At 72.8% G+C, this 13,890-nt stretch carries 14 protein-coding genes; 5 read left to right on the top strand and 9 right to left on the bottom strand.

Annotated elements, in window-relative coordinates; all coding sequences use genetic code 11:
- Window positions 1-61 precede the first annotated feature (61 nt).
- Together ABEB17_RS13095 and ABEB17_RS13090 are read left to right on the top strand one after the other, a co-directional pair.
- On the top strand, window positions 62-754 hold the full coding sequence (locus tag ABEB17_RS13095) for a response regulator transcription factor (protein ID WP_345717131.1): 693 nt from the start codon (window positions 62-64) through the stop codon (window positions 752-754).
- Complete coding sequence (locus tag ABEB17_RS13090) at window positions 751-1,884, top strand: sensor histidine kinase (protein ID WP_345717130.1); 1,134 nt, start codon at window positions 751-753, stop codon at window positions 1,882-1,884. Before ABEB17_RS13095 ends, ABEB17_RS13090 begins: the two co-directional genes overlap by 4 nt.
- Here the strand turns inward: ABEB17_RS13090 and ABEB17_RS13085 are convergent.
- Both ABEB17_RS13085 and ABEB17_RS13080 read right to left on the bottom strand, forming a co-directional pair.
- Window positions 1,868-2,857, bottom strand: coding sequence for an NAD-dependent epimerase/dehydratase family protein (locus tag ABEB17_RS13085; protein WP_345717129.1), 990 nt, complete (start codon window positions 2,855-2,857; stop codon window positions 1,868-1,870). The two genes, ABEB17_RS13090 and ABEB17_RS13085, sit on opposite strands and share 17 nt — an antisense overlap.
- 87 nt (window positions 2,858-2,944) lie before the next feature.
- Window positions 2,945-3,274 (bottom strand): hypothetical protein, encoded by a 330-nt coding sequence (locus ABEB17_RS13080; protein WP_345717128.1) that lies wholly within the window; start codon window positions 3,272-3,274, stop codon window positions 2,945-2,947.
- Between the two features lie 102 nt (window positions 3,275-3,376).
- Between ABEB17_RS13080 and ABEB17_RS13075 the strand changes: the two genes are divergently transcribed.
- On the top strand, window positions 3,377-4,099 hold the full coding sequence (locus ABEB17_RS13075; protein ID WP_345717127.1) for an alpha/beta hydrolase: 723 nt from the start codon (window positions 3,377-3,379) through the stop codon (window positions 4,097-4,099).
- Window positions 4,100-4,130: 31 nt separating this feature from the next.
- Here ABEB17_RS13075 and ABEB17_RS13070 read toward each other — a convergent pair whose 3' ends face one another.
- The gene (locus ABEB17_RS13070; RefSeq protein ID WP_345717126.1) at window positions 4,131-5,519 is read right to left on the bottom strand and encodes a PIG-L family deacetylase; all 1,389 of its coding nucleotides are present in this window, start codon (window positions 5,517-5,519) and stop codon (window positions 4,131-4,133) included.
- Complete coding sequence (locus ABEB17_RS13065; protein ID WP_345717125.1) at window positions 5,516-6,460, bottom strand: acyl-CoA dehydrogenase family protein; 945 nt, start codon at window positions 6,458-6,460, stop codon at window positions 5,516-5,518. The genes ABEB17_RS13070 and ABEB17_RS13065 overlap by 4 nt, the downstream gene beginning before the upstream one ends.
- 260 nt (window positions 6,461-6,720) lie before the next feature.
- Here ABEB17_RS13065 and ABEB17_RS13060 point away from each other — a divergent pair, with 260 nt between their 5' ends.
- Both ABEB17_RS13060 and ABEB17_RS13055 read left to right on the top strand, forming a co-directional pair.
- Window positions 6,721-8,841: a catalase gene (locus ABEB17_RS13060; RefSeq protein WP_345717124.1), complete on the top strand. Its 2,121-nt coding sequence runs from the start codon at window positions 6,721-6,723 to the stop codon at window positions 8,839-8,841.
- Window positions 8,838-9,572, top strand: a complete 735-nt coding sequence (locus ABEB17_RS13055) for a glycosyltransferase family 2 protein (RefSeq protein WP_345717123.1) — start codon at window positions 8,838-8,840, stop codon at window positions 9,570-9,572. The genes ABEB17_RS13060 and ABEB17_RS13055 overlap by 4 nt, the downstream gene beginning before the upstream one ends.
- A gap of 18 nt (window positions 9,573-9,590) precedes the next feature.
- Here ABEB17_RS13055 and ABEB17_RS13050 read toward each other — a convergent pair whose 3' ends face one another.
- Genes ABEB17_RS13050 through ABEB17_RS13030 form a run of 5 tightly spaced genes read right to left on the bottom strand, consistent with a single transcriptional unit; the run spans window position 9,591 to window position 13,817 of the window.
- Window positions 9,591-10,550, bottom strand: coding sequence for a quinone oxidoreductase family protein (locus ABEB17_RS13050; RefSeq protein WP_345717122.1), 960 nt, complete (start codon window positions 10,548-10,550; stop codon window positions 9,591-9,593).
- Window positions 10,551-10,554: 4 nt separating this feature from the next.
- A complete protein-coding gene (locus ABEB17_RS13045; RefSeq protein ID WP_345717121.1) occupies window positions 10,555-10,917 on the bottom strand; it encodes a hypothetical protein in 363 nt (120 codons plus the stop codon).
- Window positions 10,914-11,777 carry a DODA-type extradiol aromatic ring-opening family dioxygenase gene (locus ABEB17_RS13040; protein WP_345717120.1) on the bottom strand — a complete coding sequence of 288 codons (864 nt, stop codon included), beginning with the start codon at window positions 11,775-11,777 and terminating at the stop codon, window positions 10,914-10,916. The genes ABEB17_RS13045 and ABEB17_RS13040 overlap by 4 nt, the downstream gene beginning before the upstream one ends.
- Window positions 11,777-12,628, bottom strand: a complete 852-nt coding sequence (locus ABEB17_RS13035; RefSeq protein WP_345717119.1) for a citryl-CoA lyase — start codon at window positions 12,626-12,628, stop codon at window positions 11,777-11,779. The genes ABEB17_RS13040 and ABEB17_RS13035 overlap by 1 nt, the downstream gene beginning before the upstream one ends.
- On the bottom strand, window positions 12,621-13,817 hold the full coding sequence (locus tag ABEB17_RS13030) for a CaiB/BaiF CoA transferase family protein (RefSeq protein ID WP_345717118.1): 1,197 nt from the start codon (window positions 13,815-13,817) through the stop codon (window positions 12,621-12,623). The genes ABEB17_RS13035 and ABEB17_RS13030 overlap by 8 nt, the downstream gene beginning before the upstream one ends.
- Window positions 13,818-13,890: the final 73 nt, after the last annotated feature.

Below are 13,890 nucleotides of genomic sequence, written 5' to 3'. Positions count from 1 at the left end.
GCACGGGCACTGGCGGCGAGAACCGTGGTGGCGGGCGTCGGGCGCACCTACAGTGGCGAGCATGCCGACGGTGCTGGTGGCGGACGACGACCCGACGGTCTCCCAGGTGGTGTGCGACTACCTTCGCCGGGCCGGCATCACCCCCGTGCCCGCCGTCGACGGTGCGGCAGCGCTCGCCATCGTGCGGCGCGAGCAGGTCGACGTCGCCGTGCTGGACGTGATGATGGGGCCGCCGGACGGGCTCGAGGTCTGTCGACGTCTGCGTGCCGACCCGCTCACGAGCCTGCTGCCGATCATCCTGCTGACCGCGCTCGGGGACGAGATCGACCGCATCGCCGGCTTCGAGACCGGCGCCGACGACTACGTCACGAAGCCGTTCAGCCCGCGCGAGCTGTTGCTGCGCGTCCAGGCACTGCTGCGGCGCAGCGCCCCTGACGCCGGGGTCGTCGGCACCACGCTGGCCTCGGGCGACCTGGTGGTGGACACGGCGGCGCGGGTCGTCACCCGCGCCGGCCAGCGGTTGCAGCTCACCACCCGCGAGCTGGACCTGCTGGCCTTCCTGGTGGAGCACCCCGGGCAGGTCTTCTCCCGGGAGGTCCTCATGCACCGGGTGTGGGGGTGGTCGTTCGGCGACGACTCGACCGTGACCGTGCACGTGCGTCGGCTGAGGGAGAAGGTCGAGGACGACCCGTCGGCCCCGACCCGGCTGGTCACCGTGTGGGGAGCCGGCTACCGGTGGGACGAGGCCGCGTGAGCACCGACGAGGTCACGGTCGTCGCCATCGCCGCGGCGTGCGTGCTCGTCGTGGGCTTCGCCGGCCAGCTGACGATCCGGCGGTTGCACGGCCGAGGGCTGGCCACGCTGCTGGTGGCGATCTCGGTCGTCGTCCTCGCTGCGGTCGGAGCGGCCGTCGCGGTCGACTCGCACGTGATGTTCCTGTCGACGCACGACGGGATCGTGGTCGCGCTCACCCTGGCCGCCGCCCTCCCGCTGGCGTGCGGCCTGGCCTTCTGGCTGGCGCGCGCGGTGTCCCAGGCGGCCGACTCGTTGGCCCTCACGGCCAGCCAGGTCGGTGGCAGCGAACCGCCGCGGGGCGCCCGGATGGTGTCCAGTGAGCTGGCCTGCGTGCAGGACCGGCTGCTCGCCGCGGACTCCGCGCTGCGTGCGGCCCGCGACGGTGAGCGGGCTGCCGAGACGTCGCGTCGCGAGCTGGTGGCCTGGGTCTCGCACGACCTGCGCACGCCGTTGGCCGGGATCCGGGCGATGGCCGAGGCGCTCGAGGACGGTGTGCTGGACGATCCCAGCGAGTACCACAAACGGCTGCGGATCGAGTCCGACCGGTTGTCCGAGATGGTGGACACGCTGTTCCTGCTCTCGCGCCTGCATGCCGGCGCGCTGCCGCCGCACCCGGAGCGGATGAACCTGCGCGACCTCGTGTCGGACGCGGTGGCTTCCGTGGCGCCCGTCGCCGAGATCCGCAAGGTGGTCGTGAGCGGGGACGTCGATCCCGGCCTGGTCGCCTCCGTCGACCCGAGCCAGATCTCCCGAGCGTTGACGAACCTGCTGATCAACGGCGTCCACCACACACCAGCCCAGGGCGAGGTGTCGGTGCACGCCGAGCAGGTCGCCGACGGCATCCGGATCAGCGTCCAGGACGCCTGTGGTGGCATACCAGCGGAGGACCTGTCCCGGGTCTTCGACCTGGCCTGGCGTGGCCGGTCCGCCCGGTTCAGCGGCCCGGACGGCGGCGGGGGGCTCGGCCTGGCCGTGACCCAAGGCATCGTGGCCGCCCACGACGGTCAGGTCAGCGTCAGCAACGTGCCACCGGGCTGCCGGTTCGACATCACGCTGCCCGGTGGGCCGGATGTCAGCCCGGTTCGCTGAGCAGCTCGCGGACGCCCGCGGCGAAGTCCTCCGTCGCCCGCCAGCCGAGCTCGCGTGCTGCCCGCTCGCTGGAGGCCGTGATGTGCCGGACGTCGGTCAGCCGCCCCTGTCCGCTGACCACCGGCGGCGGGCCGCCTGCGGCGTCGCTCATGACCGTCGCGAGGTCGAGCACCGTGCGGACGGTGCCGCTCCCGACGTTGTAGGCCCGCAGCGTGCCGGGCGCGACGACGTCCGTGTGCGCCGCCACCACGCAGGCCCGCGCAACGTCCCGGACGTGGACCAGGTCCCGGCGCTGCGCGCCGTCCTCCGTGACCACCGGTGCCTGGCCCGACAGCACGGCGGACCGGAAGATCGCCGCGACGCCGGCGTACGGGGTATCGCGCGGCAGGCCCGGGCCGTAGACATTGTGGAACCGCAGTGCCACAACGGATCCGTCGCTCTGACGGGCCCAGAGCTCGGCCAGCTGCTCCTGGCAGGCCTTCGTCAAGGCGTAGCCGCTGCGTGGGTCCGCGGGCACGTCCTCGCCGACCAGCATCGGGGACAGTGCGGCCCCGCAGGTGGGGCAGGGCGGCTCGAACCTGCCTTCGCGCAGGTCGACGGCCCGGCGTGGGGCCGGGCGCACCTCGCCGTGCTCGGCACACCGCGCGATCCCGTCGCCGTACACGACCATCGAGCTGGCCAGGACCACGCGCGGGACGCCGCACGCGGCTGCCGCAGCGAGGACGACCGAGGTCCCGACGGCATTGTGCGAGACGTAGTCGGCGACGTCGTCCAGGCCTTGCTCCACGCCGACCTTGGCAGCGAGGTGGACGACCACGTCGGCGCCCGCGAGCGCCGCTCGTGTCGAGTCGGCGTCGCGGACGTCGCAGCCGTCGGCCAGGTCCAGGACGTGCACGTCGTCACCCTGCTCGGTGGCCGCCGGTACGACCTGCCGTCCGATGAACCCCTGGCCACCGGTCACCACGATGCGCATCCCGCCACCGTAGGTCGCGCGAGGTCGTCCGGACGCGTTCACGTTCTTACGGAAGCCTTGCGCCTGCGCCCTCACCGCCGGACACCGTCAACCGCGCCAGGACCACGGACTCGGCCGGCGCCTCACCGGACGGGACTCCTGAGCCCAGGTTGCCGTGAGGTCCAGCGGCCCCTCGGGCTGCGACGTACCCGTGACGTCGACGACGGCGTCGCCGGTGAGGACGAGCTCGCGGCCGCACGAGTCGATCGCCGATCCGGCTCCCACGACGACCGTTGCGCCGTCGCCGATGGTGACGCCCAGTCCCTGCACCACGCCGTGCCCGAGCAGCCGGTTGTGCCGGTAGCGCATCTCCCGGTGGTAGTCCTGCTCGGCCTGCAGGTCCTCGGGTGTCAGCAGCTGGCCGAAGGAGTAGTGCACGCGCCGTGTCCACGAGGTGGGCGGGCGTAGACAGACCTGCGCGTGCGGCCGATGCTGAAGGTCCACCTCCGCAGTCGCCCGACCCACAGACGTGAGGCCACCATGGCAGAGCCAGACTCCAAGCCGACCATCGTCCTGGTCCACGGCGCGTTCGCCGATGCGTCCGGCTGGTCATCGGTGATCCAACGCCTGTCGGCGCTCGGCTACACCGCCTACGCGCCGGCGAACCCGCTGCGCGGGGTGATCAGCGACGGCGACTCCGTACGGAGCTTCGTGGCGACGATCGAAGGCCCCGTCGTCCTGGTCGGGCACTCCTACGGCGGCTCGGTGATCACCAATGCCAGCGCCGGTGCGCCGAACGTTCGGGCGCTGGTCTACATCGCTGCCTACGTCCCCGACGAGGGCGAGACGTTGGGCGCGGCAGGTGCGCTCGACGGCGCGTCGAACAGTCTCCCCGAGCACCTCCTCGTGCGTCCCTACCCTGGGGCGCCCGAGGGCGACGGCGACGGCTACATCGACCCGGAGTACTTCCACGAGCTCTTCTGCGCCGACCTGCCGGCCGAGCAGGCCGCCGTGATGGCCGTCAGCCAGCGGCCCGTGGCGCTGTCCTGCCTGGGGACGCCGTCCGGTCCGGCGGGTTGGAAGACGATCCCGAGCTGGTACCTGGTTGCCAGCAACGACAACGCCATCCCGCCCGTCGCCGAACGAGCGATGGCGGCCCGGGCGGGCGCGCACACGGTCGAGATCAGCAGCTCGCACGTCGCCTTCATCAGTCACGTCGACGAGACCGTCGAGCTCATCCTGGCCGCGGTCGAGGGGACCTAGGGGGAGACGAGGGTCTGCCCGCGGACGCTGCTCAGTCCGTGAGGCCGGCCTGACGAGCCACGCTCAAGGTCTGGACCGGGACGAGGACGTCAAGCAGGAAGTCCTCCTCCTCGTGCGCGGCGAGCAGGCGCAGCCTCGGGTGCTGGCGCAGGCGCGCGTGCACGAGATCGCCGCCGACCGGGTAGTCGTCGACCGGGTGCCGCCAGTGGCAGGCAACCAGCACCCCGTCGTCCGCCAGGCAGTCGCCCGCCCGCCGGACCAGGTCGTCGAGGTCGGCGCCCGCGCAGTAGTAGGCGACCTCACTGAGCAGGATCAGGTCGAACGTCCCAGCCGGCCAGTCGTCGGGAATCGCGCCGCGGGCGACCTGCACCCCGGCGAGGTCCCGGGTCCGGGTGCGCGCCTGCTCGACCGCGGTCGCGGCCACGTCCAGCGCGATCACCTCGTCGCAGCGAGTCGCGAGCTCCGCGGTCAGCAGGCCGGTCGAGCAGCCGGGTTCGAAGGCGCGCCGGAACCGTTGCCGCGGAAGGCTCGCGAGGGTCAGGGCCCGCTTGCGCTGCTCGTACCAGCGGGTCTCGAACCCCCAGGGGTCCGGGCCGGCGCCGGCGTAGAAGTCCTCGAAGTACCCGGCCGGCAGGCTCGCCGACGGGTCGCTGGCGAAGAACACCTCGACCTCGCGCTCGAAGTGCGCGAGCACCGCCGCACTGAGCAGGGCCTCGTCGCCCGGCTCGGCGGACAGCGGCTCCGTCTGGCTCTCGTGGCAGGCCATCGCCGAACGCTTGTGCTGCAACGTCTTCGGCGACAGTCCCAGGGTCATGGCAGTGCCCCAGGGCACCCGGACGTCGCCCACCTCGGCCCAGTGCCATGCCCAGATCGGGTACTCCAGGAGCGGCACCTCGAGCGCGCCGGCCAGCTCGGCGGCGACCGCCCCAGCGGCCTCGTGGTCCGGGTGCGCGTCGCGGCGCCACGGCGCCGCCAGCACCGTCACCGCCCGTCCGCTCGGCGAGGCCGCGGGTCGAGCCAGTCGGGACAGCTGGTCGGCGAGGGCAACCGCGCACTCGGTGAGGCCGCCGTCGGGGAGGTCCAGCAGGTGGACCGAGGCGGTGGGCGCGAGCTGTGTCACCGCCCGGACGACCTCGCGCGACCGCAGCCGGGCCAGGTCGCCGCGCAGCGTGCTGGACTGCGGGTGCGAGCCCTCGCCCGCGGTCGCGATGACCACGTCGACGTCGAGACCACGCTCCGCGGCGATCGCGATCAAACCGCCGGCGCCCAACGTCTCGTCGTCCGGGTGCGCAGCCAGGACGAGCAGCCTCCCGCCCGGTGCCAGCAGCCGGTCCGGGTCCAGGCCAGGCAGCGAACGGGTGCGCAGCCAGTCACGCCAGTGCGCCTCCGGCGTCCCGGCGTCCGTGTGCTGGAAGGTCACCACGGTGCGCGGCCGGCGCTGAGCAGCTGCTCGCCCAGCGCCGCGACGTCCCGCTCCGCGTGGTGCTGTCGCAGGTAGACGGTCAGGTCGGCGACCCGTCGCGCATGGTCGGCGTCCAGCGCCAGTGGCGCCGGCCCCAGGGCGTGCCCGACGCGTCCCAGCACCCGTTCGGCAGCCGCGGCGACGGTCGAGCGCGTGCGCACCGCCAGCAGCTGCCCGGCGGTGCCGTCCGCGAGCCCGGCGTCGACCTGCACCGCGGCGGCATCCAGCGCGAGCTCGGCCGTGTGCAGGTCGAGGTCGACGGCACCCAGGTGCCAGCGGGCGATCTGGTCGGGCTCGCGGGCCGAGGCGGCCCGGTACAGCGCCAGCGCGACGCCGACCGCTCCGCCGTACCAGCACGCCGCCACCCCGATGCCGCCGTGCGCGAAACCCGGGCGGGTCAGGTACCAGCCGGCCTCGCCGACCGGCCGGGCCGGGACGTCGTCGAAGGCCACCGGGCCGGAGGGGACGTCGGTCAGCCCCCGGGAGTGCCAGGCACCCGGTTGGACGACGACGCCGGGCTGCTGCAGGGCCACCGCGAACAACCGACGCTGGTCGCCGACCCTCGCGGTCACCAACGCGTGCGACAAGCGTCCGGCCAGGGAGCACCAGGGCTTCACGCCGTCCAGTCGCCAGACGTCCGGCGACGTCGCGGTGGCTGTGAGCGCGACGCCTGGGCCCTCTGCCGCGAACACCCCCCACGTGGTCCCGATGAGGTCCTCTGCCGCGCCGGCCTCCTGCAGGATGGCGACGGCGTCCAGGTGGGCCTCCGCGACCCGCGCCGTCGTCAGGTCTCGCGTGGCCAGGGCGCTCAGCAGCGCCCAGCGCTGCGCGGTGTCGCCGCCGGCGGGGTTGGGGACGAGCTCGGTGAGGTCCGCAGCGAGGGCGAGTGCCGCGTCCACGTCCGGCCCAGCGACCTCGGACAATCGCTGTCGCAAGGGTTCTCGCAAGCCGTCAGCACGCATGCGCCTGCCCTTCTGCCGAGTTCGGTTCACCGCATCTTCCTCGGTCATGCTCAGCCGCGAACCACGAAGCCGCCAGTCGGAGCGGTGCTGTGCGGCCTGGCGGGCGGCGACGGGCGATCGACCGTAGGGTCGAGGAGCACGACCACAGCCGGTGTCCAGAAGGTGGCGCCCGATCCGTACCGATCGAGGAGTCACCGATGCCCGAAGCCGACCGTCGCCAGCCCGACCAGCAGGCACCGTCGTCCGTCGGCCCTGCTGGCCGGCCCGCCGACCCGCGCAGCAACTACCGCGGCCAGTCCGGCACGTTCCTGACGTCGGCCCAGGGCACCCGGTTGCCCGATACCGAGCACTCGCTGACCGCCGGCGCGCGGGGGCCGCTGCTGGTCGAGGACTTCCACTTCCGCGAGAAGATGACCCACTTCGACCACGAGCGCATCCCGGAGCGCGTCGTGCACGCCCGCGGTGCCGCCGCGCACGGCGTGTTCGAGGCCTACGGCACGGCGGGCGACGTCACGAAGGCCGCCTTCCTCGCCGAAGGGGTGCGGACGCCGGTCTTCGTCCGGTTCTCCACGGTGCTGGGCTCGCGAGGCTCGGCGGACACCGCCCGCGACGTCCGCGGGTTCGCGACGAAGTTCTACACGCCCGAGGGGACGTTCGACCTGGTCGGCAACAACATGCCGGTCTTCTTCATCCAGGACGCGATCAAGTTCCCGGACCTGATCCACGCGGGCAAGCCGCACCCGGACCGTGAGATCCCGCAGGCGCAGTCCGCGCACGACACCTTCTGGGACTTCGTGTCGCTGCACACCGAGGCCACCCACATGACGCTCTGGGCCATGTCCGACCGGGCCATCCCGCGCTCGTACCGGACGATGGAGGGCTTCGGCGTCCACACGTTCCGGCTCGTCGCGGCCGACGACACCTCGAGCCTGGTGAAGTTCCACTGGAAGCCTGTGCTCGGCATCCACTCGCTGGTCTGGGAGGAGGCGCAGATCGCTGCCGGTGCCGACCCCGACTTCCACCGCCGCGACCTCGCCGACGCCATCGAGGCCGGCGCGTTCCCCGAGTGGGAGCTGGGCGTGCAGGTGTTCCCCGACACCGAGGACGAGACGTTCGAGGGCATCGACCTGCTCGACCCGACGAAGATCGTGCCGGAGGAGCTCGCGCCGGTGCAGCCCCTCGGGCGGCTGACGCTGAACGCCAACCCCACCAACTACTTCGCGGAGACCGAGCAGGTGGCGTTCCACACCGGCCACCTCGTGCCGGGCATCGAGGTCACGAACGACCCGCTGATGCAGGGGCGGATGTTCTCCTACCTGGACACCCAGCTCACCCGGCTGGGCGGCCCCAACTTCGGCCAGCTGCCGATCAACCGCCCGCATGCCGCGGTCAACGACAACCTGCGCGACGGCATGCACCAGACGGCCGTGCACGAAGGCGTCGCGGCGTACCTGCCCAACTCGCTGCAGGGCGGCGAGCCCAAGGTCGCTGCCAAGAACCGCGGCGGCTACGTCCAGCTGCAGCGGCCGGTGGTCGGTGAGGTCGTGCGGCAGACCGGGGTGTCCGACGTGGCTCCCGTCTCGTTCGACGACCACTTCACCCAGGCCACCCTGTTCTGGGCCAGCATGACGGACGTCGAGAAGACGCACATCGTGGAGGCGTTCACCTTCGAGCTCGGCAAGGTCTACGAGCAGTCGGTCAAGGAACGCGAGCTGGCCGTCCTGGCCTGCGTCGACGCCCAGCTCTGCGCGGCCGTCGCCGAGGGACTGGGTCTGCCGGTCCCGACGGCCGCTCGCGAGCCGGCGACGGTCAACCCGTCCCCGGCGCTGTCCCAGCTGGTCACCGTGCCGGGCCCGGTCGACGGACGCCAGGTCGGCGTGATCGTCTCCGACGGCGCGGACCTGGCCGGCGTGGCGAAGCTGCAGGCCGCGGTCGAGAAGGTCGGGGCGACGTTGCTCGTCATCGCCCCGCACGGCGGCTTCGTCAGCAAGGGCAAGACCCGGCTGCCCGTCGACCGGACGTTCCTGACGGTGCGCTCGATCGAGCTGGACGCCGTCGTCGTCGCCACGGGCACGAGCGGCGCCGACGACATCAAGGTGCGGGTCCTGCTGCACGAGATGTACCGGCACTGCAAGGCCCTCGGGGCGTGGGGCGACGGGGTCGAGGCGCTCACCGCCGCCGGCATCGAGCTCGACCGGGCCGGCGTCCTCGTCGCCGACGTCGCCACCGCAGCCCATCGCAAGGACCTGGTCGCTGCGCTCGGGCTGCACCGGGCCTGGGACCGGTTCCCCGAGTTCACCCTTCCCGCCCGACCGTGAGCGGCCTGGGCGTTCCGGTGCCGGACGTGGCCGCGGTCGTCGTCGTGGTGCCGGCCCGCAACGAGCGCGAGCGGTTGACGGACTGCCTGGCCACCCTGGCCGTGGCCGCGGGGGCCAGTGCCCTGCCCGTGCACGTGGTGGTCGTCCTCGACCGTTGCACGGACGGGACGGAGGTGGTGCTCACCGCCTTCCCCCAGGTGGTCGCCGCCGTGATCGACGTCGACGCGCCGGGCGGCGGGGGAGTCGGCCGGGCCCGTCAGCTCGGCGTGCGGGTGGGGCTCTCCCTGGTGCCGCACCTCGAACCGGAGTGCGTCTGGGTGTGCAGCACGGACGCGGACTCGCAGGTGCCACCGAACTGGATCAACCACCAGGTGGCACTCGCGGACGCCGGGGCCGACCTCGTGCTGGGGACCGTCGAGCTGGACGTCGCGCACGTGGGTTGGCAGGCCCGCTACGGCGAGAAGATCGGTGCCGACGGCTCGCACTCGCACGTGCACGGCGCCAACCTCGGGGTCCGGGCCTCGGCCTACCACCAGGCGGGCGGTTGGCCCGACCTGCGGGCGCACGAGGACCTGCACCTGACCCGAGCGATTCTCGGCGCCGCCTTCGCGCGCGTGACGACGACGTCCATCAATCCGGTCCGCACCAGTGCCCGACTGCAGGCCCGCGCGCCCGCCGGGCTGGCCAGTGACCTGCGCGCCCTGCACGACCTGCGCCACCCAGCCACGTAGCCCACCCGGCGACCTGTCTCAGCGGTCGGTCACCAGGACGGCGCGGGCGTGCCGGGTGCCCTCGGACTGCCGCTGCCAGGCGCCCGTGGCCTCGTGGAGGGGCACCACGTCGTGGTCGACCGCGAGGTGGCCGCCCAGGGCGAGGTCGACGACCGCGGTCAGGGCCTCGCGCCGCTGCTCGTGGGTGAGCGCGTTGTTGGTGTAGCCGAGCACCCGCAACGACTTGCTGCGCAGGGTGGCCGACTCCAGGGGGCAGGTCTCGCCGGCGGAGGAGCCCAGGTTCACCAGCCGTCCACCGGACCCCAGGGTGCGGGCCGCGGCGGCGGCCGGCGCCCCGAACAGCGGGTCGAGCACCAGGTCCGCCGGGCCGTCGCAGGCGTCGGCGATGCGGGCGGCCAGGGTTGCGACGTCCTCGGTGTCCAGGGCGACCACCGCATCGGCTCCGGCCTGGGCGGCCCGGGACTGCGCCTGCAGCGACCGCGCGACGGCCACCACCCGCCGGGCGCCGCTGTGATGGGCGATCTGCACCGCTGCCTGTCCGACGACCCCACCGGCGCCGAGCACCACGACCTGCTCGCCGGCCACCAGCTCGCCGCGCCACCGCAACGCCATCCAGGCGGCGACCGCGGACAGCCCCAGGGCTGCCACCACCGTCGGGCTGGCACCGTCGGGGAGCCGGACGGTGGCGGTCCGCGGGACGGCGGTCTGTTCGGCCATGCTGCCGTCGCCCGGCGCCATACCGGCGCTGGTGGCGAACCACACCAGCTCGCCGTCCACCGTCCCGACGCCCTGGACGCCGGGCACGTAGGGCGTGCGGGGGACGCCGAAGTACGAGGAACCGCTGGCGCACAACAGGTCCAGCGGAGTGATCGGCGCGGCCAGGACGTCGACCAGCACCTCGCCCTGGCCGGGCTGCGGCGGGTCCCAGTGGCCGACCACCGGCGGGTGGCCGGCCTCGTGCAGCTGGACGGCGCGCACGGGTTCAGGTGGCGATGTCGGCGTACGGGAGGCTGAGGTGCTTCAGCGCCTCGCCGTAGCGCAGCTGGTACCCCAGGGGCTCGTCGTAGTCACGCTCGAACATCGCGATGAACAGGGTGAGGGTCAGGAACGGGTGGGCGCCGAGCTCGAACAGCGCGACGTGGTCGTGGGTCGCCAGCGCCTCGCGCTCGTGGTCCTCGAACGCCAGCCAGGTGGAGGCCTCGGGAGTGGTGCAGCTCAGCAGGTGGTTCGCCCGTTCCTGCTCCCACCAGGCGACCGTGCCCCGCGGGTCCTCGCGGTACTGCTCGACCAGCTCGGGGTCCCGGTCGACGGTGAAGAGGAACTTGTTGACCAGGTACTTGCTCATGCCGGCGCTCCGTTCGGGTACCAGGTGAAGTACGCCTCCATGGTGTGGAACAGGTCGAGCGTGTCGACGTAGTCGGCCTTGCGGCCCTCACCGGCGACACCCATCATCAGCATGAAGTCCATGAAGCCGTGGGTGGCGTTGCCCGGGGCGTGCAGGCTGTCCAGGGTCACCTCGGACAGGCAGCCCTCCAGGTCGCCCGAGGCGATCCACTCGACGGCCCGGGCGTCGAACTCGGGGTCGGGGCCGTGCGGACCGAACTGGCGCGGGCCACCGAGCTCGAGCGAGAGGTGGCCGGTGCCGATGACGGCCACCCGCTTGTCACTGGGCCAGGCCTCGACCATCTGCCGGATCGCCTGCCCCAGCTGCACGAAGCGCTTCGGCTGGGGAAGCGGCGGGGCGAAGATGTTCGTGTACACCGGGACGATCGGCAGGTCGTTCTGCGGGCGCAGCGTGATGATCGGGCAGGTCACGCTGTGGTCGATCCGCAGCTCGTTGCTGAACGCCAGGTCGAAGCCGGCGTCCAGACCCTCGCGGAGCAGGTACCCGGAGAGCTCACGGTCGCCCCGCATGTGCATCCGCGGCAGCCCGAACTCGCGCTCCTCGTTGTACCAGTTGGCGTCGTACTGCTCGGCGTGACCGACGAGGAACTGCGGCATGTTGTCCAGCCACAGCTGGTGGAAGTGGTCCGAGCCCACCATCAGCAGCACGTCCGGGTTGGCCTTCGTCAGCGTCTCGCGGAAGCCTTCGACCTTGCGCACCCACTCGTCCGCGAACGGCGGCCGCTCCTCGCCGGTTGCGGTGCTGGCCCGCAGGTAGAACGGGTGGTGGGTGGACGCGATGACGGCGACGAGCTCGGCCATCAGGGACCTCCTGCTGAGGGGACGTCGGGGACGTAGGGCTCCGGCGGGACGCTGCGGTTGTTGAGGTCGACGGCCAGGAACACCTCGTTGGCGACCGGCCGGCGCAGCTCCTCGGCCAGCTGCCCGATGAGGCCGGCGGTGCGCGCGAGGAGGGCGAACCCGCGGAGCAGCTCCAGCGGCAGACCGAGATCGGCCAGCGCGGCCCCGCAGACACCGGCACCGTTGAGCGGCAACGTCTTCCCGAGGACCTGGGCGTGCACGCGGCCGATCGCGTCGAACAGCGCGAGGTGCGGACCGAACAGCCCCTCCTCGCGGGCGATCTGCATCAACCGGGGCGTGCGGGGGTCGCCGTCCTTGTGCACGTGGTGACCCAGGCCCGGGACGAAGCGCCCCTCGGCCCGTTGGGCGGCAACGGTGGTGACGGCCAGCGCGTCCCACGCCGCCTCGTCGGCCGGCAGGTCGCCGTCCACCGAGTCCAGCACGTCGTGCAGGAATCGTCCGGTGTCCTCCGTGACGCCGAGGAACCGGGAGCCGCCGCCCAGCAGTCCCGCCGCGAGCGCCCCCTGGACCGAGTCGGGTGCGGACAGGTAGGTCAGCCGGGTCACGATGGCCGTCGGGGTGAACCCGTGGTCGGCCAGCGCGGCCAGCACCGCCTCGAAGACGCGGACCTCGCCGGGGCTGGGACGGCGCTGGGTTGCCAGCCAGAAGGACAGCTCCCCGAACCCCACAGAACCCATCACGTCGGCGGCGAGGTCCTGGCCGAGCAGCGTGATCGTGTCGCGGGTCGAGGCGCCCAAGGCCGTGGGATAGCTGGGCGTCGTGGGGTGGCCCGGCTGCTCCTGGTCAGTCACGTCCGTCCTCCGCTGGTGGTTCGGTCAGCCACCCGCGCAGCTCGTCGCCGTGCTCGTCCAGCTCCGGTGGGGGCAGCCGGTAGCTCGCCGGCGTGCGGGAGAACCGGACGGGGTGCCGCGTGGTCGGGACCGCCCGCTCGCCCTCGCCCGCGGACACGACCGGGTCGAGCTCGAACCGTTCCGCCATCGCGAAACCGCCGTCGATCGTCTGGATCGGGCCGCTCGGCACGCCGGCCCTCACCAGCAGGTCGAACCACTCGACGGCGCCGCGGCGGCGCAGCTGCGCCTCCAGGATCGGCCGCAGCACCTCGCGGTTCGCGGTCCGGTCGCTGTTGCCTGCGAAGCGCGGGTCGTCCGCGACCTCGGGGATGTCCAGCACCTGGCACAGCTTGCGGAACTGGCCGTCGTTGGCAGCGGCCACGATCAGGTCGTCGTCCGCGGTGGGAAGGGGTTCGTACGGGAAGACGCTGGGGTGCGCGTTGCCCATCCGGAACGGCACCGTCCCACCGGCCACGTACGCCGAGCTGTGGTTCACCAGGCCGGTGAGCGCCGACGAGAGCAGGTTCACCTCGACGTGCTGGCCCTCGCCGGTCGCGTCCCGGTGGTGCAGAGCGGCGAGGATGCCGATGGTCGCGTGGTTGCCGGCCATCACGTCGAACACCGAGATGCCGGCCCGGAACGGCGGTCCGGCGGGGTCACCGGTGAGGCTCATCAGGCCGCTCATCGCCTGCACCATGAGGTCGTAGCCCGGGACCTCGCGACCGGCGCCGGAGCCGAAGCCGCTGATCGAGCTGTAGATCACCGCCGGGTTCGCGGCGGACACGGTGTCGTAGTCCAGCCCGTACTTGGTCAGGCCACCCGGCTTGAAGTTCTCGATCACCACGTCGGCCCGGCGGGCCAGCTCGCGGGCCAGCCCGGCGTCCGTCTCGTCCCGCAGGTCCAGGGCGATCGAGCGCTTGCCGCGGTTGACGCCGAGGAAGTACGTCGAGACCCCGTCGTGCACCGGAGGAACCCAGCCGCGGGTGTCGTCACCGCGCGGACCCTCCACCTTGACGACGTCCGCGCCGAGGTCGGCGAGCAGCATGGTCGCGTAGGGGCCGGCCAGGATCCGGGAGAAGTCGGCGACGAGCAGCCCGGCCAGTGGGCCCGTGGGGGCCGGCCCGTCGTCACCTGTCGTTGCCCGCGTCATCCGGCGCAGACCTCCTCAGCCGCGATGCGGACATACGTCCGCGTACGTGGCGAGTCTGCGCGGCCCCTCACGC

This window comes from Angustibacter luteus, assembly GCF_039541115.1.
GTDB lineage: Bacteria > Actinomycetota > Actinomycetes > Actinomycetales > Angustibacteraceae > Angustibacter > Angustibacter luteus.
This window is presented reverse-complemented; position numbering and strand designations above follow the sequence as displayed.

Coding starts and splice junctions, on each gene's coding strand:
- ABEB17_RS13095 (WP_345717131.1), top strand. CDS start 62: ATGCCGACGGTGCTGGTGGCGGACGACGACCCGACGGTCTCCCAGGTG.
- ABEB17_RS13085 (WP_345717129.1), bottom strand. CDS start 2,857: ATGCGCATCGTGGTGACCGGTGGCCAGGGGTTCATCGGACGGCAGGTC.
- ABEB17_RS13075 (WP_345717127.1), top strand. CDS start 3,377: ATGGCAGAGCCAGACTCCAAGCCGACCATCGTCCTGGTCCACGGCGCG.
- ABEB17_RS13060 (WP_345717124.1), top strand. CDS start 6,721: ATGCCCGAAGCCGACCGTCGCCAGCCCGACCAGCAGGCACCGTCGTCC.
- ABEB17_RS13045 (WP_345717121.1), bottom strand. CDS start 10,917: ATGAGCAAGTACCTGGTCAACAAGTTCCTCTTCACCGTCGACCGGGAC.
- ABEB17_RS13040 (WP_345717120.1), bottom strand. CDS start 11,777: ATGGCCGAGCTCGTCGCCGTCATCGCGTCCACCCACCACCCGTTCTAC.
- ABEB17_RS13030 (WP_345717118.1), bottom strand. CDS start 13,817: ATGACGCGGGCAACGACAGGTGACGACGGGCCGGCCCCCACGGGCCCA.